Below are 20,472 nucleotides of genomic sequence, written 5' to 3' on the forward strand. Positions count from 1 at the left end.
TTCCTACTTCGCCAACCGCCGCCCGCGCTTCCTCGTGCGCCGCACCACCGGCCGGCTGGGCGTCGCCATGAAGATCGAAGGTAAGGAAATCATCGCCCGGACTTAAGCGAAATCGCGAAAGTCCCAATGTGGTAATGCCATTTTGAAACCCGGCGCCCGCGCCGGGTTTATCGTTTCATTCATCGTCCCAATCAGGGAATGGCGAAGAGCAGCGAGACGAAAAGGCCGAAGAAGATGATCAGGCCGACGCGGTTGTTTGACTTGAAGAGCGCCAGGCACTGGTCGGGATCGTTGATATCGAGCCGCACGATCTGCCAGGCGAACATGCCGGCGGCGCCGAGCAAGGCCAGAAATGCGATGAGATTGGCGCCGGCGAGAGCGAAAGCGATAAACATCAGCAGCAGCGTCAGCCCATAAAGGCCGATCAGCCATAACCGTGTCCTGTCGCCGAACAGGCGCGCGGTGGAGCGGACGCCGATCAGCTCGTCATCCTCCTTGTCCTGATGCGCATAGATCGTGTCATAACCGATCGTCCAGGCGACGGAGGCGGCGTAGAGCAGGATAGCGGCGAAGGAGAGGCCGCCCATAATCCCGGCCCAGCCCATCAGCGCGCCCCAGGAGAAGGCAAGTCCGAGGTAGAATTGCGGCCAGTCGGTGAAACGTTTGGCAAAGGGATAAAACGCCACGATCCCGAGCGAGAGCACGCCGAGGAAGACGTTGAGCCAGTTGAACTGCAGCAGCACGATGAGGCCGACCAGCGCCTGCAGGCCGATGAAGATCTTCGCGTGGGCGCGCGTGACGCGGCCGGAGGGCAGCGGACGCGACCGCGTGCGCGCCACTTCCATGTCAATCTCGTGGTCGACGAGATCATTATAGGTGCAGCCGGCGCCGCGCATGGCGACCGCGCCGATGAAATAAAGGAACAAATGAGACACCAGCAAGCTGCCGGAATAGATCCCCTCGCCGATCGCCGCATTGGCCGCAAGTGTCGCCGACCAGAAGCACGGCCACATCAAGAGCTGCCAGCCGATGGGGCGGTCCCAGCGTGCGAGCTGTGCATAAGGCCAAAGCCATGGCGGCAGGATCCGGTAGACCCAGTTATCGGAAGGTGCGTCGGAGACGCGATCGTTGAAGTCGCCGGTATCGTGCATGCCGCTCATCTAGCGGCGGGCCGTCGATGCGGTCAAGAAGCGATCATTGCACTGCCATTTGCATCACCGTTGGATCGATTCTGATCCAACGGTGAAATTATAGGGCAATTCAAAGCATTACAGCGCTGCGCATCTGAGATGGGATGCGCAGCCGCGTCAATCACTGCAGTGAGAAATTGAACTTGTAGGTCGCCGAGACGCCGATCAGGACCTGGTTCTTCGAGCCGCGGTCACGCACGAGGCTGCTGTCGGCGGCAGGGCCTGCCAGCCGCTTATATTCGAGGAAGGAACTTGCCGAGAGGTTTTCCGTCGCCTTCCAGGTCAGCGCCGCGCCTGCGCCATAGGATTGGATGCCAGACGACGGCTTATAGGGATCAAGGCCGCTTGCCGCCGCCTGCTTGGCGTTGACGCCATAATAGGCGTCGTAATAGCCGCTGGTGGCGAAGGTCGCACGCGGGCCGCCTGATAGCTGCAGGTCGGGGGCGATATCGGTGAAGGCATCGACCGCGAGATCGGCGACGATGCCGTCATGCGAGCGGATGCCCTGGCGGACTTCGGCGCGGGCACGAAGGAAATCTGTCGGGTAGACCTCGACGAAACCGCCGGCTTCCGCCCCCCATTTGACCTTCTTCAAGCCCTTCAGCTCGCTGCCGTCGCCGTCATCGCGCGACGGCACGAACCTGCCGACGATGCCGGCGCGGAAAGCGCCCTTGTCGATGAGGGCGAAGGACGGATTGTCGTTGCGCGAGGAAAAACGCGGGCCGGCGCCTTGGCGACCGACCGAGATCAACGGGCTGAACTTGAATTCATTGTGCGACGAGCCCTCGAATTTCGGGGCGGAGAAGCCGGCGACGCCGACGCTCAGATACCAGTCGCCGGACCAGAAGTGCTGGCCGCTTTCCTGGGCGGCCGCCGAGCCAGCAGATAAAAGGGCAATAGCCAAAGAGATCGATACGACTGATCGATGAGACACGTCCACACTCCAGAAAACGCAAAAACAAAGCCGCGGAGGGCGGCGCTCGCTACATCTATCCCGATGTCGTTACCCCAATGTTAACCACGGCGGCGAGATTGAGCAGGCAGACGACTGCGTCTGGTTTTTACCGCTGGTTCCAGCGGCGGATGACCGGCTCGGTCAGATCGTGCTCGTAGCCGAGCACGCTGATGCTGGCCGTATCGAGTACGAAACGGGAGCCGTCTTCCGGCGGCAGGCCGAGCCAGCGGGCGGCGAGGACGCGCAGGAAATGCGAGCTCGAAAAGACCAGGATGGTGCCGGCCGTTTGACGAAGTCCGCTAATCACGGCGTCGGCGCGATCGCCGACATCGGCGGCGAATTCGCCCTTCGGGCAGCCGTCGCGAAAGAGCTGCCAGCCGGGGCGGTTGGCAAGGATCGCCTTGGTGGTGATGCCTTCATAAGAGCCGTAGTCCCATTCGGCGAGATCGTCCTTGATCACCGCGCCCGATCCGAACCCGGCGAGCGCGCAGGTCTTGCGGGCCCGCTCGGACGGGCTCGACCAGACGGCGGAGAAGCTAAGGCCCGCCAGCCGGTCGGCGAGTTTGCGGGCGGCGGCCTCGCCGTTCGCCGTCAAGGGAATATCGCTGCGTCCGGTATGCCGCCCCGACAGGCTCCATTCGGTTTCACCGTGGCGGACCAGGTAGATCTCGGGAAACGCACTGCTCATCGGCACAACCTTTCATGAGAATTGGCTCCTCGGCAAAATCGCCAGCGGAAGCGGCATTTCCGGGGGATCAGAATGTCACCTTTTCGAGCGGGGCGCGCCTCGCCTCGAATTCCTTCAACTTCGCTTCATTCCGCGCAATGTAACTACGATTGTCGGGAACGGCGAACTGGTTCTTGGCGATCTGGATCTGCAGGATGAAAAGCTCGTCCCAGCGGAAGCCCATTTCGGAACCCGCCAGATAGAATTCCCACATGCGGAAGAACTGCTCGTCGTAAAGTGCCACCGCTTCGGCCTTGCGCGCCACGAAACGCTCGCGCCAATGACGCAGCGTATAGGCATAATGCAGCGGCAGGATTTCGATATCCTTGACCAGCAGCCCGGCCTTTTCAAGCGGCGGCACGACCTCGCCGACGGAAGGGATGTAGCCGCCCGGGAAAATGTATTTCTCGATGAAGGCATTGGTGCCGAAGCTCGGCTTGGGGCGGCCGATCGAATGCAGCACCATGACGCCGTTGTCATCGAGGAGATCCGATACCTTACGAAAGAAATTGCCGTAATGGCCGATGCCGACATGTTCGAACATGCCGACCGAAACGATGCGGTCGAACTTCCTGCCCGTCATGGTGCGGTAGTCCTGCAGTTCGAAACGCACCCGATCGGCAAGGCCGCGCTTTTCGGCGCGCTTACGCGAGACCTTGAGCTGTTCCTCGCTCAGCGTGATGCCGGTGAACTCGGCACCTTCCGTCGCCTCCGTCAGGTACATGCCCATGCCGCCCCAGCCGGAGCCGATCTCCAGGATGCGCTGGTTCGGCGCGAGCAGAAGCTTGGCGGCGATATGGCGCTTCTTGGCGAGCTGCGCCTCGTCGAGACCAATCCCCGGCGGCTCGAAATAGGCGCAGGAATATTGCCAGTCCTCATCGAGGAAAAGATCGAAGAGCTTGGCCGACAGGTCGTAATGATGGGCGACATTGTGCTTGTTGCGATTGACCGGCACGCGGTTCTTCAGTTGCTGCCAGGCAATGCGGCCGAGAAGCAGTGCCGCCATCTTGAAATCGAAGATCTCGTTGGTGGTGTTCTGCTTCACCAGCGACAGGAAATCATAGATGTTGCCCTGTTCGAGAATGAACCGGCCTTGCATGTACATTTCGCCGAGCTTCATGGTCGGGTCGCGCCGGATGGCGTCCTCGGCCTCTTGATCGGCAAGGCGGGCGACAACGGGTTCACCGGTGCCGTCGCCGATAATGTGGGTTTCGCCATTGGCAAGGGTAAGTTTTAATGAACCCTTGCGGACGATTTGCTGGACGATCGATAAGAATGCCGACGCCATGGACGCCTCGCAAATGTGACAGGATAGTCACATCAACTTAATAGCTCTCTTTCGCCTTACAAGCGCCCGATTTAGCACTCCGCTCAGAACGCTGCCAAACTGTTGCATTTTTGCCGAAATTCCGGCTAAACCTTTATTTTCGCTTCATGGCTTCGGCAAGTGCTGCACCGAATGCACCCTGGCTTTCGGCTTTCTGCGCCGCCGGCCGGCGTTCGTTCTGCGGCCGGGAACCCTGACTTCCGCGAGAATCACCACGCGGCGGAGAGGCTGAAGAGCCGTCATCACGTTTCATCGAGAGAGCGATGCGCTTGCGCTTGGCATCGACTTCGACAACCCGCACCTTGACGACATCGCCGGCCTTCACGACTTCGTGGGGATCCTTGACGAAGCGATCGGCAAGCTGGGAGACATGCACCAGGCCATCCTGGTGCACGCCGATATCGACGAAGGCGCCGAAGGCGGCGACGTTGGTCACCGTGCCTTCCAGCACCATGCCGGGCGTCAGGTCGGAAATTTCGTTGACGCCCTCGGCAAAGGTCGCGGTCTTGAAGCTCGGACGCGGGTCGCGGCCAGGCTTTTCCAATTCCGCGATAATGTCCCTGACCGTCGGCAGGCCGAATTTCTCGTCGATAAACTGGCGCGGATCCACCGATTTCAACACGGCACTATCGCCCATCAGCGCGCGCAGATCGCGGCCGCAGGCGGCGACGATCTTCTTGGCGACGCCATAGGCCTCCGGATGCACCGAGGAGGAATCGAGCGGCTCCTTGCCGTTGGGAATGCGCAGGAACCCGGCGCATTGCTCGAAGGTGCGGCCGCCCAATCTGGCGACCTTCAGGAGATCCTTTCGCGTCTCGAAACGGCCCTCGCTGTCGCGGTGGCGGACGATGGCGTCGGCGATCGACGGGCCGAGGCCGGAGACACGCGCGAGCAGCGGCGCTGACGCCGTGTTGAGGTCGACACCGACGGCATTCACCGCGTCTTCCACCACGGCATCGAGCGAACGCGACAGCTTCTGCTGGTCGACATCATGCTGATATTGGCCGACGCCGATCGACTTCGGCTCGATCTTGACGAGTTCGGCCAGCGGATCCTGCAGGCGCCGCGCGATGGAGACGGCGCCGCGCAGCGACACGTCGAGATCGGGGAATTCTGCCGCTGCGGTCGCCGAGGCGGAATAGACCGAGGCGCCGGCTTCCGACACGATGACCTTGGTCGGCTTCGGCGCCGGCAACTCGGCCAGCATGTCGGCCACCAGCTTTTCGGTTTCGCGGCTGCCGGTGCCGTTGCCGATCGAGATCAGCTCGACATTGTGCTTGCGGACCAGCGATGCGAGCTCGACCTGGGCACCGCGCACATCGTTCCTCGGCTGGAATGGATAGACGGTCGATGTCGCCACCACCTTGCCGGTGCCGTCGACGACAGCGACCTTGACGCCGGTGCGGATGCCGGGATCGAGACCCATCGTCGCGCGCGAGCCGGCGGGCGCTGCCAAGAGCAGGTCCTTCAGATTGCGGGCGAAGACATGGATCGCCTCCTCTTCGGCCCTTTCGCGCAGTTCCCGCATCAGGTCGAGCGAGAGCGACATGGAAAGCTTGACGCGCCAGGTCCAGCTTGCGACCTCCATCAGCCAGCGGTCGCCGGGACGGCTCGTACCGATCTCGTAAGCCGCCACGATCATGCGTTCGACCGGCTTGTTCGGAGAGGCGGTTTCGGCGTCGGCCTCGATCGTCAGCGTCAGCACCTCCTCGTTCCAGCCGCGCAGCATCGCGAGCGCGCGGTGGCCCGGCGCAGTCGCCCAGCGTTCGGAATGGTCGAAATAGTCGGAAAACTTCTCGCCCGTTGCCTGCTTGCCGTCGACGACTTTTGCCTTCAGCAGTGCGGCCTGGCGCATATGGGCGCGCAACTTGCCGAGCAGGTCGGCATTTTCGGCAATGCCTTCGGCGATGATGTCGCGCGCGCCTTCGAGCGCCGTCTTCACATCGGGCACATCAGCTGTGACGAAGCCTTCGGCCAATACCGCCGGTTCCCTGGCTCGGTCGGCAAGGATCGTCTCGGCGAGCGGGCCGAGGCCGCGTTCGCGGGCGATTTCCGCCCGTGTGCGGCGCTTCGGCTTGTAGGGCAGATAGAGATCTTCGAGCTCGGCCTTGGTTTCGGCGCCTGCGACCTTGGTCATCAGCTCGTCGGTCATCTTGCCCTGGCCGGTGATCGATTCGACGATCGCGTCGCGCCGGGCTTCGAGTTCGCGCAGATAGACCAGCCGTTCGGCGAGATTGCGCAGCTGCGTATCGTCAAGCCCGCCCGTCACTTCCTTGCGGTAGCGGGCGATGAAGGGCACGGTTGCGCCCTCGTCGAGCAGCTCGATGGCGGCTTTGGCCTGTTCGGGCCGGGCGTTGATTTCGGCGGAGATGCGGGCTGCGAGAAAACGGAGGTCTGCGGCCATGGGATTTCCTGTTTCGTCAGAGGTGGCGGGACCATAGCGGCGAAAAGCGGCAAGGCAATGCCCGACTGTGGTTTTCACAGGTTAATGGATTGGAGGATCATCGACGTGTTGCCGTGTGGCCCCCTCATCTGCCTGCCGGCATCTTCTCCCCGAGGGGAGAAGGGATATGCCGTACTGCTTTCCTCCATCACAAACGGCAGCGGCAAGAATGGATCGCTGCCGCAACTCCCCTTCTACCCATCGGGGAGAAGGTGCCCGGCAGGGCGGATGAGGGGCCACGCGGCAACACGCCTGCCGGTTGCCCCACCCCATCGCTCTCGTCCGTTTTTGCGGTTGTGCAGATGCGGCATTCTTTGATAGCAGAAGCAACGTTTTTGGATCGCCCTGCCCGCGGGCGCAAGGAAAAGATTGACATGCCAAACCTTCTTCTCGAACTCCGCTCCGAAGAGATTCCGGCCCGCATGCAGCGCAAGGCTGCCGGCGACCTGAAGAAGCTCGTCACCGATGCGCTTGTCGAAGCGGGTCTATCCTACGAGGGCGCACGCGAATACTGGACGCCGCGGCGGCTTGCGCTCGACATCCATGGGCTGACGGCACGCTCCGCCGATGTGCGCGAGGAACGCAAGGGGCCGCGCACCGACGCCAACGAAAAGGCGATCGAGGGTTTTCTGCGCGGTGCAGGACTGTCCTCCGTCTCCGAGGCGCAGGTGATGAGCGATCCGAAGAAGGGCGATTTCTACGTCGCAGTCATCTCCAAGCCCGGCCGTGCGACGGAAGAGATCGTCAGCGATGTGATGCCCGGCATCATCCGCGATTTTCCCTGGCCGAAGTCGATGCGCTGGGGCAAGGCTTCATCGAAGCCCGGTGCGCTACGCTGGGTGCGGCCGCTGCAGTCGATCGTCTGCACCTTCGGCCCGGAGCATGAAGAGACCACCGTCATCCCCTTCGAGATCGACGGCATCACCGCTTCCAACATCACCTACGGCCACCGTTTCCACGCGCCCGAGGCGATCACGGTGCGGCGCTTCGACGATTATGCGGCGAACCTGGAAAAGGCGAAGGTCATCCTCGACGCCGAGCGGCGCAAGGACATCATCCTGCACGACGCCCGCGACATCGCCTTTGCCAACGGGCTGGAGCTGGTGGAAGACGAAGGCCTGCTGGAGGAAGTCTCCGGCCTCGTCGAATGGCCGCAGGTGCTGATGGGCAGTTTCGAGGAGGATTATCTCTCGATCCCCTCAGAAATCATCCGGCTGACGATCAAGACCAACCAGAAGTGTTTCGTGACGCGCGCGAGCGGCAGCGAGACGCTGTCGAACAAGTTCATCCTGGTCTCCAACATCCAGGCGAGCGACGGCGGCAAGGAAATCGTCCACGGCAACGGCAAGGTGGTGCGGGCAAGGCTTTCCGATGCGCTGCATTTCTGGAAGCGCGACCAGGGCGATCTGCCGGATCTCGAAACGCTGACGGCTTCGGCGGCAAAGTTCGGCCTCGACATCAAGAAGCCGCTCGACCAGCGCATGGCCAAGCTCGACGCGCTCGACGTGACCTTCCATGCCAAACTCGGCACGCAGGGCGCACGCGTTGCCCGCATCCGCGCCCTGGCCAAGGAATTGGCTGGCATCACAGGCGCGGATTCAGCTCTCGTCGATCGTGCTGCGGTACTTGCCAAGGCCGATCTGCGCACCGAAGCGGTTGGCGAATTCCCGGAATTGCAAGGCTTGATGGGCCGCAAATATGCGGTGCTGCAGGGCGAGAATGCCTCCGTTGCCGCAGCAATCGAGGATCACTACAAGCCGCAGGGTCCGTCCGATCGCGTGCCGGAGGATAAGGTAGCGATCACTATCGCCCTTGCCGACAAGCTCGATACGCTGATCGGCTTCTGGGCTATCGACGAAAAGCCGACCGGGTCGAAGGATCCGTTCGCCCTGCGGCGGGCGGCGCTCGGTGTCGTCAGGATCCTCTTGGAGCGAAGAATCCGCCTGCCGCTTTTGGCGTCTTTAATTGGGGTAGCCTTCGACGCTAAGGTGCTCGGAACGGAGAAAATCGAGGTTACCGGAGAAGCCATCTCCGACCTGCTCTCCTTCTTCCACGACCGTCTCAGGGTCTATCTGCGCGACCAGGGCGCCCGCCATGATCTGATCGACGCCGTGCTGACGCCCGATGCCGACGACCTGTTGATGGTGGCGCGCCGCGTCGAAGCGCTGACGGCTTTCATCACCTCGGAAGACGGCAAGAACCTGCTTTCCGGCACAAAACGCGCGACGCAGCTGCTTGCCGCCGAGGAAAAGAAGGGCACCGTGATCGCCGACGGCGTTTCGCCAGCGCTTCTGAAGCTCGATGCCGAGAAGGAGCTCTTCGCCGCAATCTCCAGCGCCTCGAAGGATGCCTCGGGCGCCGTTGCCGGAGAGGATTTCCGCTCGGCGATGGAAGCGCTTTCCAAGCTGCGCGGCCCAGTCGACCGCTTCTTCGAAGAGGTGCTCGTCAACGACGAGGACGCTGCCATCCGCGCCAACCGTCTCGCGCTGCTGCGACTGATCCGCGAGGCGACGGGAACGGTTGCGGACTTCTCGAAGATTTCGGGGTGATGTTCGGCCGCCATCGGCGGTCTGGCATTGCCGCCGCCGTGGCGTTATTCATGCAGACATGCAGAGCAAGATTCTCGTCAGCGCCTGTCTCATGGGGCACGCCGTCCGCTATGACGGGCGGGCGAAGCCGTTGCTTCACCCTGCGATCGAGCGTTGGCGGGCCGAGGGCCGGCTGGTGACGATCTGTCCCGAGATGTCGGCTGGCATGACGGTGCCGCGGCCGCCCGCGGAGATCGCAGAGGCGGCAACCGGCGAAGAGGTGCTGGCCGGCAAGGCGCGGGTTGTCGAGCTGACGGGCGCCGATGTAACGGAAGAATTCCTGCAGGCTGCCAAGAATGCCGTGACGCTCGCACTGCAAGCCGGCTGCCATTATGCGCTGCTCATCGACGGCAGCCCGTCCTGCGGGTCCGGTTTCATTTATGACGGCACGTTTTCCGGCCGTAAGCAGGCCGGCAACGGCGTGACGGCGGCGGCGCTGAAGGCAGCCGGCGTCGAAGTGTTTTCCGATCACGAAATCGAGCAGTTGATCGACCGTATCGCGGAATAGGGGTCCAAATGGCACGGCCGCCGGAGAACCGACGGCCGCTAAGAATTTGGTGATAAAAACGCTTTTGTCACGCGCCGTTTAAGCGGCACGGCGACCTTGATGCATAGCCGGGGCAGCGCTTTCGCCACTGACGCGGAAGCCGCGGATAAGGTCGATCAGCTCGTCGGTATCGCTGGCCAGCGTCTCTGCCGATGCCGTGGTCTCCTCGGCCATGGCGGCATTCTGCTGGGTGGCGGCATCGAGCTGGTTCATCGACGACGAGATCGAGCGCAGCGTCGTATCCTGTTCGGAGGCGCTGTGGGCGATCTTGGCGACGATCTCGTTGGCGGCTTTGATCTGATCGGAGATGCGCTTCAGCGCCTCGCCTGCCTCGCCGACCAGACGGACGCCGTGGTCGACCTGGCTGGAGGAGCGGGCGATCTGATCCTTGATCTCCTTGGCCGCAGCGGCGGAGCGCTGGGCGAGTTCGCGGACTTCCTGAGCGACGACCGCAAAACCCTTGCCGGATTCGCCGGCACGGGCTGCCTCGACGCCGGCATTCAGCGCCAGCAGATTGGTCTGGAACGCGATCTCGTCGATGACGCCGATGATCTTGGTGATCTCCGACGACGACTTCTCGATGCCGCTCATCGCCTCGATCGCCTGGGTGACGATCGCATCGCTATGGGTGGCTTCGGTGCTGACCGAATGGACGCGCTTGCTGGCTTCATGGGCGCCATCGGCCGTCTGACGGACGGCGACGGTGAGTTCGTCGAGGGCCGCCGAGGTTTCTTCGAGGCTGGCAGCCTGGCGTTCGGTGCGCTGCGACAGTTCGTTCGAAGCCCGGCGGATCTCTTCCTTGCTGGTGCCGATATCGGTGCCCTTCGCGCTGACCTTGGCCATGGCGGCTTCGAGATGCGACAGCGCATCGTTGAAGTTGTCGCGAAGGGCGGCGTATTTCTGGCCGAGATCGGCGCAGCGGACGGTGAGATCACCGCGGGCGATCATCTCCAGCGCCTGGCCGATCGTCGTCACCACGCGCGCCTGCAGCGTTGCCTCGTCCTGCTGCTGGCGCAAGTTGTTTTCGCGCTCGCTTTCCAGCGCCAGCTGCTGGGCCGCCTCGCGATCGGACATCTGATGGCGCTCCCTGATCTTTTCCTGCAGCGAGAGAGTCGCCTTGGCCATCATGCCGACTTCGTTATTCATGCCGGTATGCGGGATGGCGATGGAAACGTCCTCTTCCGAGACCGCCTTCAGGGCGGCGTGGACATTGTTGAGAGGCCCCGATATGCCGCGAATGACGATGTAGGCGGCTGCCATGGCAAGGAAGAACAGAACGATGCTGCCGGAGAGTGCAGTCAGGATCGTGCTGTTTATCTGAGCATCAAGATCGTCCATATAGACGCCGGTAACGACGACAACCTTCCAAGGTTCGAAGGCCTGTGCATAGGCCGTCTTGCGGAAATCGCCCGCCGGCTGGCCCGGTTTGCTGGTGGAATAAAATTCGACGAGACCGCCGCCCTGCTGCCCGAGCTTGACCAGCTCTTCGCGATAGAGCTTGCCTTTGCTGTCCGGCTGACCCTTCAGGTTCTGCCCGACTTTCGCGGCATCATAATGGAACATCATCTGGACGTCGTAGCTATAACCGAAGAAATAGCCGTCCGGATCGTATTTCATCCCGTTGACGGTGGTGTAGGCCTGCTTTTGGGCATCCTCGAGCTTCATTTCGCCCGCGGTTACCTTGGCCTGGTAAAGCTTGAGGACCGAGACCGCCGACTGAACCTCGGCGCGGAGCATGTCATAACGCTCCTTGTAGATTGCATCGACCGAGGAGCGGATCTGCAGAGAGGTGGCGATCGCAAAGGCGATCATCAGGCCGACGACCAGCAATATGAGCTGCTTCGATATCTTCAAATTTTTCATGACGCCTCGCAACGGGAATGGATGGCTGCATTCCGGTGCGGTTTTCTACCGCCTGTGCGAGCGCGCCGAAAAAGAGGACGCGTCTACCGCTGCTAAAACAAACATGCTGCGACCGGGTGAGGAACAATTGATGCCCACCCGATAAAAAAGCTTTAACTTTATTGTTCGCGATCCGAATTTCCCTTAAAATCCAGGGTGCTTACAAAGAAAAACCGCCGGATCTTCATCCGTCGGCCAAATATCATTTTTTTTCGAACTCTCGGCGTGCCCGGCGCATCAAAACATGAATGCACCCTCGCTGCTCATCGAGGGTGCATTCGGTCCACCGGTGGTGGAACCCCAATCGATCGAAACCTTGATCAGGCAGGGGCAGGGAACTTTTTTGTTTTTCGCAATTCCCGGCAAAACCGCTTCGCGCTTTGCCTGGGAAAGCCGTTGCGCACTTTTCCAGGAAGTTGCTGTTAGAAACGCAGCTTGAAATCGGAAGCGTTAAGGGCTGCCGGTTGTTCCGCCATGCCGGCCGCAACGGGCCTGGCGTCGCCGCCGATGACGGCTGCCGTCGTCGCACTCATGTCGATGCCGTCGACAGGCGGGGCGGAAGGTGCCGCGGCAAGCATCGCTTCCGGGGTTGCCTTGCTGACGAAGACGACGGGCGAGCCGCCCATCCAGCCTTCGGTGCGATAGAGCTTCTTTTCGCCGCCGACATCGCGGATTTCACTCGCCTGGAGGACGCCGGGCTTCAGCTCCGGCACCGTATAGTCCCTCTTGGTCAGCTCGGCCTGGAGCGGCGGGCAATGGGCGCAGGTTTCGGTGACGATGCTGCCTTCAGCGGACGGCGCGGTCTTGCCGACCACCTCTATCGAGGACGCCATCGCAGAACCTGCCATCAGCAGGATTGCCGCACCGAGGAAAATCTGACGCATCAAAGTTACTCCCTCTCATCTCAGGAGCAAATTAGCGCAGCTTTGTTTCCATCCCGTCAGGGGAAAGGGTAAAAATTTAAAGAACTTGGCGGTTTATACTCATTCCGAGCCGGTTTCGCGCTCGATCGCCCGCCAGCCTATGTCGCGCCGGCAGAAGCCGTTTTCCCATCTCACCCTGTCAAGCAGCGTGTAGGCGCGGTCCTTGGCCTCGGCGACCGTGCCGCCTGACGCGGTAACATTCAGCACACGGCCGCCAGTCGCAACCAATGCGCCGTCCTTCAGACCCGTACCGGCGTGAAACACCTTCTCGCCCTCGCCTGCATCGGGCAGGGAGAGAATCGGCGTATTCTTGTCGTAGGCGCCGGGATACCCCTTCGAGGCCATGACCACCGTCAGTGCCGGATCGTCGCTCCATTCGGCCTTGACCTGATCGAGCGTGCCATTGGCGGTGGCGAGCAGCAGCGGCAGGAGATCGCTCTTCAACCGCATCATCAGCACCTGGCATTCGGGGTCGCCGAAGCGGACATTGTATTCGATCAACTCCGGCCCCTTGCTGGTGATCATCAGCCCGGCGAAAAAGACGCCGGAGAAAGGATGACCGCTCTCGGCCATGCCGCGCATCGTCGGTTCGATGATCTCCTTCATAGTGCGCTCGACCATTTCGGCAGTCATCACAGGCGCCGGCGAATAGGCGCCCATGCCGCCGGTATTGACGCCGGTATCGCCCTCGCCCACCCGCTTATGATCCTGGGCGGTTGCGAGCGGCAGCGCATTTTTGCCATCGCAGAGACAGAAGAAGCTCGCCTCCTCGCCATCGAGATAGGCTTCGACGACGACTTCAGCGCCGGCAGCGCCAAAGGCGCCCTCGAAGCAGTCGTCGACGGCAGCCAGGGCCTCGTCCAGCGTCATCGCGACCGTCACGCCCTTGCCGGCGGCAAGACCATCGGCCTTGACGACGATCGGCGCGCCCTGTGCCCGGATATAGGCTTTCGCCTTCGGTCCATTGTTGAAGCGCTGGTAGGCGCCTGTCGGAATATCGTAGCGGGCGCAGATATCCTTGGTGAAGCCCTTGGAACCCTCGAGCTGGGCGGCGGCAGCGGAGGGACCGAACACCGCCAGGCCATCGGCGCGCAGCCGGTCGGCAAGGCCGGCAACCAGCGGCGCCTCCGGGCCGACGACGACGAAATCGATCGCCTTCTCCTTGCAGAAGGCCACGACTGCTTCGTGATCCTCGATGTCAACGGGCACGAGGATGGCATGTTCGGCAATGCCGGGATTGCCGGGTGCGGCGTAGAGTTCCGTCATCAACGGCGATTGCGCCAGCTTCCAGGCAAGCGCATGCTCGCGTCCGCCCGATCCGATCAACAGAACCTTCATGCGCCACCCTTTCCTTTTCTGTCTGGCGGTTAAGGGCCAGGGGCCGAAAGGTCAAGCAGGAAAGCTTACCAGCCCCCGCCTCCACCACCCCCGCCACCGCCGCCGGACGAGCCGCCGCCGGAAAAACCGGAGGATGAGCTCGATGGCGGCGGCGAAGGTATCGTCGACGCAATGGTCGAGGCCATCGAAGAGGAAAAGCCGCCGATACGATCGGAGAAGCTGCCACTGTTGAAATTGCCGGAATACCAGGCGGGCGCATAGGCAGCAGCCGCGCCGGCGGCAGCGGCCGCAAGCCAGGTTTCGAAGGTGCGCGACCAGGGCTTTTCGACGCCCAGCGCCACCGCATAGGGCAGCAGCGTCTCGAAATGCCGCGGCGACATTTCCGGGGCGCCAGTCGTGTTCATCCGGTCTTTCTCGGCAAGCGTCAGATACTGGCGCAGGCCGTCTATGCCATCCATCATCTTGGCGCCGAGCGGGGTCGGCGCACCCATGATGAAAAAATAGAGAATGTTCAAAAGCACGATGCCGCCGACAGCAAAGAGCATCGGCGTTTCGTGCAGTTCCACCAACGAGGAGGCAAGCGCCAATCCCATGGTCGCCAGGATGCTGGTGCCGACGAAGACGCCGATCGCGGCGGAGATGATGGCGATGATCTTGCCGAACAGCGACTTGCCGCGATGCAGCGACCTGACGAGGCCGGCGACGAAGACCGAAACGAAGACCGAGATGACGATCGGGATCAGCATCACCGCGATGGTGTCGGGCTCCAGCGAACCGAAAACGAACAGGATCACCAGGGCCGCGGCACTGAGCGCGATGCCGCCTGCGGTATAGATCAGGTTGGAATTGTAATATTTACCGCGATGCTCCTTCTCGATCGCCGAGCGGAAGGACTGGCCGACGGACTTCACCCGCTCGCCATTGGCCTTGTCGATCGTCAGCGTCGCGCCGGCGCCGCCGGCAACTCTCAGCAATTCGATCTCGCCGGCCTGGAACTTCTCCTTGCCGAGCGGCTTGCCGGTGCCTTGGATGACGATCGAGTTCTTCAGGTCTTCCAGCTTGACGTAACCGCGGACGGCAAGATTGAGCGCGGTGGCGGACAGCGCCGTCCAGCCCTCACCGGAGAAGCCCTTATTGTCGATGTAGTTGACCAGCGCCGGCGAGATGCCGTCAGGCGCGTCCCAGCGCGGCACGACGACACCACGGGCGGGATCGCGACCGACCTTCAGCCAGGAGCGCGTGTAATAGGCGAAAACCAGGATCAGGCCGCCGAAGCCGATAAAATAATTGCGGTTGTCCTTCAGCCACCAGGTGCTTTCCATATCCGCGCTCGGCGGGTCGATCGAACCCTTCGGCATGCGGATCGCAAACGTCAGGCCTTCGTGGGCATCAAGCGGCGCGGTGGTGGAAAAGACCAGGCCGGCGCCGGTTTCGCTGACGCGGGCATCCTTTTCCGTCGCGCCCTCAGGGCCGGTGAAGAAAGTCGTCTCCGTCGCAGCGACGCCGGGCGGCAGCTTCACCGCCGCGGTTGCCAGGCGGATCGGGAAGTTCCAGCCATTGCCGGTGACGTTCCAATAGAGTTCGTCATGATCGTCGAAATAACGGATCTGGCGATTGGTCCTGTAGGTGAAGACATAGCGATGACGGCCCGGCGTTACCGTCACATCGACAGAACCGGCATAGATACGGATGCCGCCTGAGATCGATTCGGTGTGCCAGGGCTCGTCCTCGCCGTCGCGCTGAACCGAGACCATGTCGAAATCGACGCTGCGGCGACGGCCCGCGGCATCGGTGAAATAGAGCGGGAAGTCACGGAAGATGCCGTGGTTGATCTGATTTCCCTCGGCATTGACGGTGATCGTCTCCGTCACCGACATCGCGCCGTTCTTGTCGAGCGTGATATCGGAGGCGAAACTGTCGATCACCTCGGCGGCAAAGGCCGCGGGGGCGGCAAGCATCAACAGGAGTGCAAAGCAAAATCCGAAAAACCGACGCCCCATCCCTGTCTCCCCGCCGGCAGCCTCGGCTGCGTGTTTCGTCAATCTTAGTCCTGATAGGTCACGCCAAGTGCTGCCAGCGTCCGCCAGTAGGCGGGGAAGGTCTTGCCGACGCAATCGGGATCGAGAATGGTGATGCCGTCGATCTTCAGCCCGGCGAGTGCGAAACTCATGGCGATGCGGTGATCGGCGAAGCTGTCGATCTCAGCCGGCAGCGTCTGACCGGCGAGAGCAGGATCGGAATGGACGATCAGATCGTCGGCGTCCTCGACGGCTAGGCCTGCGCGGATATTGTTGAGCCCCGTGGACAGGGCGCGGATGCGGTCGCATTCCTTGACTCGCAGATTGGCGATGCCAACGAAGCGGACCGGCGTCTCATTGAAAGCGGCAAGTACCGCGATCGTCGGAACGGCATCCTGCATCTGCGAGCCGTCGATTTCAGCCGGCAGATGCGGGAATTTGGCGATCGCCTCGTAGGCCTTGGCATCCGGCTGGGTGAAGGCATCGTTCGGCACGCCGAGATCGATCCTGCCACCACTCAGCACTTCGGCCGCCCAGAGATAGGTCGCGGCGGATGCATCCGGCTCGATGATGAAATCGGCGGCCCGGTAGCCGGTCGGCTCGACGCGCCAGGTGGCGGGACTGGTCTTTTCGACGTTGGCGCCGAAGGCCTTCATCGCCGCCGTCGTGAGATCGATATAGCCAAGCGCGCCGATATCCTCACCGACGAGTTCGATATCGACAGGACGGTCGCCGCCGGCCGCCATCATCAGCAGCGCCGAAACATATTGGCTGGACAGGCCGCCATCGATCAGGATTCGGTCGGCCTCAAAGCGGCCGGTGCCCCTGACGGTGACCGGCGGGCAGCCGGTCTCGGCGGTGACGTCGATGCCGAGCGTGCGCATCGCTTCGACCAGCGGGCCGATCGGGCGCTTGCGCATATGCTCGTCGCCATCGACGATGACGGTGCCGTCGACCAAAGCCGCAGCCGCGGTCAGGAAGCGCGTGGCCGTGCCGGCATTGCCGAGGAAGAGCGGCGCTTTCGGCGGCAGCAGCCTGCCGCTGCCGGTAACGACGAAGGTGGTGTCATCGGGTTCGTCTATCGCGACACCCATGGCGCGCAACGCTTCGGCCATATAACGCGTGTCGTCGCTCTTCAGCGCCCCGGTCAGCCGGCTCGTGCCCTTCGCGAGGCCGGCGAGCAGAAGCGTGCGATTGGTGATCGACTTGGAGCCCGGCGGCATGGCGCGGCCCGAAAGCGGCCTGCCCGGTGGGATGATCGTGAGTTTGGCTGTGCGTGTCATGCTGTTCTTCCGTCCACAGGGCGACCCTAAAACGCGTCGCCATCTGCCCCTGCTCTTAATCGCTTTTTCGCAAAGGCAAAATGCCGGATCGTCAGAATTTCACGGTGGGAACAGCGCGGTCGGCCTCGTTGGTGATTTCGAAATATTCCCGCTTGGCAAAACCGAACTGGCCGGCGACGAGATTGGACGGAAAGCTCTCGACCTTGACGTTCAGGTCGCGGGCGGCACCGTTGTAATAACGCCGCGCCATCTGCAGTTCGCCTTCCATGGTTTCCAGCGAGGCCTGCAGCTCGGCAAAGTTCTCGTTGGCCTTGAGATCGGGATAGGCCTCGGCGAGCGCGATGACGCGGCCCAGCGCCTGACCGAGCAGACCTTCCGCCTGCGCCCTGCCGGCGACATCGCCTGATGGCACGGCTTGCGCCTTGTTGCGAAGGGAAACGACCTCTTCGAGAGTGGTCTTTTCGTGAGCGGCATAACCCTTGACCGTCTCGATCAGGTTCGGGATCAGGTCGGCGCGGCGCTTGAGCTGGACATCGATACCCGACCAGGCCTCTCCCGCCATCTGCCGCGCGCGAACCAGGCCGTTGTAGACGAAGACGAGATAAAGCGCGACCAGAACGATGACGCCAAGCGCAATATACATCGCGAATCCCCCGCAGCGAAGCAATGACGGGCGGAGACTACGCGGGTTTGCCGGCTGCCGTCAAACGCCGATATCCGCGACGATTCGGGGTGCCCGACCAGCCGTCGATATCGACGATACGGCTAGCAGGCTTTGCGTTACGCCGCCTCTTTGGGGAGGTTGACGCCGCCGGCGTCGGTCAGCAGGAAGGCTTCGCCACAGGCCTTGGCGAGCGTACGCACGCGCAGGATATAGCTCTGGCGCTCGGTGACCGATATGACGCCGCGGGCATCGAGCAGGTTGAAGACATGGCTTGCCTTGATGCACTGGTCATAGGCCGGGAAGACGCATTTGTGCAGGCGCTGGTTTGCGTTATCGCCGGGGGCGCCGGCATCGAGCAACGCCCGGCATTCCTTCTCGGCATCGACGAAGTGGCGATGCAGCATCTCGGTATTGGCGAATTCGAAATTATGGCGCGAATATTCCTGCTCGGCCTGCAGGAAGACGTCGCCATAGCTGATCTTCTCGTCGCCGTCGCGGCCGTTGAAGTTCAGGTCGTAGACATTGTCGACGCCCTGGACATACATGGCGAGGCGTTCGAGACCATAGGTCAGTTCGCCGGCGACGGGCGAGCATTCGATGCCGCAGACCTGCTGGAAATAGGTGAACTGCGAGACTTCCATGCCATCGCACCAGCACTCCCAGCCGAGGCCCCAGGCGCCGAGCGTCGGGCTTTCCCAGTCGTCCTCCACGAAGCGGATATCATGCAGCAGCGGATCGAGGCCGATCGCCGCCAGCGAGCCGAGATAAAGCTCCTGCAGATTCGCAGGGTTCGGCTTCAGGATGACCTGGTACTGGTAATAATGCTGCAGCCGGTTCGGGTTCTCGCCATAGCGGCCGTCGGACGGGCGCCGCGACGGCTGGACGTAGGCCGCCTTCCAGGGCTTGGGGCCGAGGGCGCGTAGCGTCGTGGCCGGGTGGAAGGTGCCGGCGCCGACTTCCATGTCGTAGGGCTGCAGCACCGCGCAACCCTTGTCCGCCCAGTAGTTATGCAGGGTCAGGATCAGCGCCTGGAAGGAGCGCTTCGGGTTCATATGGTCTGGTATAGCTGACATCGAACGGCACCGATTGCTTGGGATTTATCGGCGCGACAGGTGCCATGGAGGGCGGCGGGGGTCAAGACTTTTGCGGCGGCGGAGAGATCTAAAACCCCTCCCCAACCCTTCCCCACAAGGGGGAGGAACTAACTCGGAGTACCACCTCGCTCCTCCCGAAACGTCGAAGATCTGGAAAGCGGGTGTGGCAAGTTAAGCCCCTCCCCCTTGTGGGGAGGGGCTGGGGAGGGGTCTAGGATGCCGGATGGGCAGAGCAGTGGCGAGGCCCCTTTAATTTGTGCTCTTAATTTTATTCTCCCTCGCGCTTCAGCCGGTATTCTCCCGTCGCCGGGTCCTTGACCAGCGTGCCGATCGCGCCGGTCTGGCGCTCCTTTTCAGCGCGGCGCGACTTTTCGGCGAGCTTGCGGGCATCGGAGACGAAGCGGCGGTAGAGCCACCAGGCTGAGAAAACCAGGACCAGGATCGTAATAAGCTGTGCCATGCCCCTCTCTTGCTCCTCTCAAAGTCCGAAACGGCTCCACAATGCTCTCTCTTCCGCCGCTTCGACAAGTCCCGTCGCGAGACCGAATGCAGCACCTTCGAGCGAGACCGGCGATACACCGGGAATCCGGCGGCCGAACAGGCCGCGGCCAGCGGTGACGAGCTCCAGCTTGGTCTTCTGGCCGTAGCGCCGCTTCAGCTCCTGGCGCATGTCGCCGAGGCCGTCGATGAGGCCGAGTTCGAGGCCGCGTGTGCCGCTCCAGAACAGGCCGGAAAACACCGCCGCATCGTCCCTCAGCTTACCGGCGCGACGTTCGCGCACCATGGAGATGAAGACCTGGTGGATTTCGAGCTGCAGGCTCTTCAGGTACTCGATGTCCTTTTCCTTTTCCGGCTGGAACGGATCGAGGATCACCTTGTTTTCACCCGCCGTATAGACGCGGCGTTCGACGCCGATCTTCTTCAGAAGCTCGGGAAAGCCGAAACCGCCGGAGACGACGCCGATCGAGCCGACGATGGAGGTGGCGTCGGCGATGATCTCGTCGCCGGCAAGCGCGATCATGTAACCGCCCGAGGCGGCGACATCCTCGACGAAGACCAGAACCTTCTTCTGCTTCTCGCGGGCGAGCTCGCGAATGCGGGTGAAGATCAGGCGCGACTGCACGGGCGAGCCACCCGGCGAATTGATCGAGATGGCGACCGCCGGTGCGTCCTTCATGGCGAAGGCCTTTTCCAGAACCGGAGAGACATTGGCGAGGTTGAGGGTCGGCCGGAACTGGCCACCGCCACTGATGATCGCCCCCTGCAGGCGAACGACCGGAATGGTGATGCCGTCCTTGCGGAACCGTTTCGGCATCAGTTTTCTCAAGAGTCCGGCCATTTCCCATCCTTCGCTTCGGGTCGCACGATCGTCACCCATGTATGCGCTGGAACGACAAACACAATGGCTGCGTTCCTGAAAACATTGGGCTTGAATTTGTTGTTGCGAATGACTTGCATTATCATTCTAACTCG

Annotated in this window: 17 protein-coding genes; 3 read left to right on the top strand and 14 right to left on the bottom strand. The window is 62.2% G+C overall.

Going from position 1 to position 20,472, the window contains the following annotated elements:
• Nucleotides 1-106 (top strand): DUF6101 family protein (locus tag FY112_RS37985; RefSeq protein WP_246700730.1); only part of this gene is annotated, 106 nt, incomplete at its 5' end.
• Nucleotides 107-191: 85 nt separating this feature from the next.
• On the opposite strand, the gene ubiA is transcribed toward FY112_RS37985, so the two are convergent.
• The 5 genes from ubiA to FY112_RS23375 all read right to left on the bottom strand — a co-directional run bounded on the left by ubiA (nucleotide 192) and on the right by FY112_RS23375 (nucleotide 6,603).
• A complete protein-coding gene (ubiA, locus tag FY112_RS23355; protein ID WP_017959211.1) occupies nucleotides 192-1,151 on the bottom strand; it encodes a 4-hydroxybenzoate octaprenyltransferase in 960 nt (319 codons plus the stop codon).
• Nucleotides 1,152-1,311: 160 nt separating this feature from the next.
• Nucleotides 1,312-2,124: a MipA/OmpV family protein gene (locus FY112_RS23360; RefSeq protein ID WP_017959210.1), complete on the bottom strand. Its 813-nt coding sequence runs from the start codon at nucleotides 2,122-2,124 to the stop codon at nucleotides 1,312-1,314.
• Nucleotides 2,125-2,251: 127 nt separating this feature from the next.
• Entirely contained in the window at nucleotides 2,252-2,833 is a 582-nt protein-coding gene (locus tag FY112_RS23365) for a histidine phosphatase family protein (protein ID WP_077976573.1), read from the bottom strand.
• 67 nt (nucleotides 2,834-2,900) lie between these two features.
• Nucleotides 2,901-4,160 carry a cyclopropane-fatty-acyl-phospholipid synthase family protein gene (locus FY112_RS23370; protein ID WP_151519382.1) on the bottom strand — a complete coding sequence of 420 codons (1,260 nt, stop codon included), beginning with the start codon at nucleotides 4,158-4,160 and terminating at the stop codon, nucleotides 2,901-2,903.
• 133 nt (nucleotides 4,161-4,293) lie between these two features.
• Nucleotides 4,294-6,603, bottom strand: a complete 2,310-nt coding sequence (locus FY112_RS23375; RefSeq protein WP_151519383.1) for a Tex family protein — start codon at nucleotides 6,601-6,603, stop codon at nucleotides 4,294-4,296.
• A gap of 413 nt (nucleotides 6,604-7,016) precedes the next feature.
• On the opposite strand from FY112_RS23375, the gene glyS reads away from it, so the two are divergent.
• Nucleotides 7,017-9,191 carry a glycine--tRNA ligase subunit beta gene (glyS, locus tag FY112_RS23380; protein ID WP_094086613.1) on the top strand — a complete coding sequence of 725 codons (2,175 nt, stop codon included), beginning with the start codon at nucleotides 7,017-7,019 and terminating at the stop codon, nucleotides 9,189-9,191.
• A gap of 58 nt (nucleotides 9,192-9,249) precedes the next feature.
• Nucleotides 9,250-9,738 (top strand): DUF523 domain-containing protein, encoded by a 489-nt coding sequence (locus tag FY112_RS23385; protein WP_094086614.1) that lies wholly within the window; start codon nucleotides 9,250-9,252, stop codon nucleotides 9,736-9,738.
• A 78-nt stretch (nucleotides 9,739-9,816) separates the two neighbouring features.
• Here the strand turns inward: FY112_RS23385 and FY112_RS23390 are convergent, their stop codons facing one another.
• The 9 genes from FY112_RS23390 to FY112_RS23430 form a co-directional block, all read right to left on the bottom strand.
• On the bottom strand, nucleotides 9,817-11,640 hold the full coding sequence (locus tag FY112_RS23390) for a methyl-accepting chemotaxis protein (RefSeq protein WP_131623077.1): 1,824 nt from the start codon (nucleotides 11,638-11,640) through the stop codon (nucleotides 9,817-9,819).
• 461 nt (nucleotides 11,641-12,101) lie between these two features.
• Complete coding sequence (locus FY112_RS23395; RefSeq protein WP_151519384.1) at nucleotides 12,102-12,563, bottom strand: plant virulence effector HPE1-like domain-containing protein; 462 nt, start codon at nucleotides 12,561-12,563, stop codon at nucleotides 12,102-12,104.
• A gap of 99 nt (nucleotides 12,564-12,662) precedes the next feature.
• On the bottom strand, nucleotides 12,663-13,940 hold the full coding sequence (gene purD / locus FY112_RS23400) for a phosphoribosylamine--glycine ligase (protein ID WP_151519385.1): 1,278 nt from the start codon (nucleotides 13,938-13,940) through the stop codon (nucleotides 12,663-12,665).
• Between the two features lie 65 nt (nucleotides 13,941-14,005).
• Entirely contained in the window at nucleotides 14,006-15,940 is a 1,935-nt protein-coding gene (locus FY112_RS23405; RefSeq protein WP_151519386.1) for a DUF2207 domain-containing protein, read from the bottom strand.
• 44 nt (nucleotides 15,941-15,984) lie between these two features.
• On the bottom strand, nucleotides 15,985-17,241 hold the full coding sequence (locus FY112_RS23410; protein WP_151519387.1) for a 3-phosphoshikimate 1-carboxyvinyltransferase: 1,257 nt from the start codon (nucleotides 17,239-17,241) through the stop codon (nucleotides 15,985-15,987).
• A 91-nt stretch (nucleotides 17,242-17,332) separates the two neighbouring features.
• Entirely contained in the window at nucleotides 17,333-17,884 is a 552-nt protein-coding gene (locus tag FY112_RS23415; RefSeq protein ID WP_151519388.1) for a LemA family protein, read from the bottom strand.
• A gap of 137 nt (nucleotides 17,885-18,021) precedes the next feature.
• Nucleotides 18,022-18,978, bottom strand: a complete 957-nt coding sequence (locus FY112_RS23420) for a glycine--tRNA ligase subunit alpha (RefSeq protein ID WP_151519389.1) — start codon at nucleotides 18,976-18,978, stop codon at nucleotides 18,022-18,024.
• A 289-nt stretch (nucleotides 18,979-19,267) separates the two neighbouring features.
• Nucleotides 19,268-19,459, bottom strand: coding sequence for a hypothetical protein (locus FY112_RS23425; RefSeq protein WP_003545875.1), 192 nt, complete (start codon nucleotides 19,457-19,459; stop codon nucleotides 19,268-19,270).
• Nucleotides 19,460-19,477: 18 nt separating this feature from the next.
• Nucleotides 19,478-20,338 carry a S49 family peptidase gene (locus tag FY112_RS23430; protein WP_131630614.1) on the bottom strand — a complete coding sequence of 287 codons (861 nt, stop codon included), beginning with the start codon at nucleotides 20,336-20,338 and terminating at the stop codon, nucleotides 19,478-19,480.
• Nucleotides 20,339-20,472: the final 134 nt, after the last annotated feature.

The sequence above is a fragment of the Rhizobium sp. PEPV16 genome (assembly GCF_008919455.1).
In the GTDB taxonomy this organism is placed as follows: domain Bacteria; phylum Pseudomonadota; class Alphaproteobacteria; order Rhizobiales; family Rhizobiaceae; genus Rhizobium; species Rhizobium leguminosarum_Q.

Excerpts from the sequence above, each read along its gene's own strand:
- FY112_RS23430 (WP_131630614.1), bottom strand. The coding sequence starts at position 20,338 with ATGGCCGGACTCTTGAGAAAACTGATGCCGAAACGGTTCCGCAAGGAC.
- FY112_RS23365 (WP_077976573.1), bottom strand. The coding sequence starts at position 2,833 with ATGAGCAGTGCGTTTCCCGAGATCTACCTGGTCCGCCACGGTGAAACC.
- FY112_RS23390 (WP_131623077.1), bottom strand. The coding sequence starts at position 11,640 with ATGAAAAATTTGAAGATATCGAAGCAGCTCATATTGCTGGTCGTCGGC.
- ubiA (WP_017959211.1), bottom strand. The coding sequence starts at position 1,151 with ATGCACGATACCGGCGACTTCAACGATCGCGTCTCCGACGCACCTTCC.
- FY112_RS23425 (WP_003545875.1), bottom strand. The coding sequence starts at position 19,459 with ATGGCACAGCTTATTACGATCCTGGTCCTGGTTTTCTCAGCCTGGTGG.
- FY112_RS23420 (WP_151519389.1), bottom strand. The coding sequence starts at position 18,978 with ATGTCAGCTATACCAGACCATATGAACCCGAAGCGCTCCTTCCAGGCG.
- FY112_RS23410 (WP_151519387.1), bottom strand. The coding sequence starts at position 17,241 with ATGACACGCACAGCCAAACTCACGATCATCCCACCGGGCAGGCCGCTT.
- FY112_RS23415 (WP_151519388.1), bottom strand. The coding sequence starts at position 17,884 with ATGTATATTGCGCTTGGCGTCATCGTTCTGGTCGCGCTTTATCTCGTC.
- FY112_RS23405 (WP_151519386.1), bottom strand. The coding sequence starts at position 15,940 with ATGGGGCGTCGGTTTTTCGGATTTTGCTTTGCACTCCTGTTGATGCTT.
- FY112_RS23395 (WP_151519384.1), bottom strand. The coding sequence starts at position 12,563 with ATGCGTCAGATTTTCCTCGGTGCGGCAATCCTGCTGATGGCAGGTTCT.
- FY112_RS23370 (WP_151519382.1), bottom strand. The coding sequence starts at position 4,160 with ATGGCGTCGGCATTCTTATCGATCGTCCAGCAAATCGTCCGCAAGGGT.
- FY112_RS23375 (WP_151519383.1), bottom strand. The coding sequence starts at position 6,603 with ATGGCCGCAGACCTCCGTTTTCTCGCAGCCCGCATCTCCGCCGAAATC.
- FY112_RS23385 (WP_094086614.1), top strand. The coding sequence starts at position 9,250 with ATGCAGAGCAAGATTCTCGTCAGCGCCTGTCTCATGGGGCACGCCGTC.
- glyS (WP_094086613.1), top strand. The coding sequence starts at position 7,017 with ATGCCAAACCTTCTTCTCGAACTCCGCTCCGAAGAGATTCCGGCCCGC.
- purD (WP_151519385.1), bottom strand. The coding sequence starts at position 13,940 with ATGAAGGTTCTGTTGATCGGATCGGGCGGACGCGAGCATGCGCTTGCC.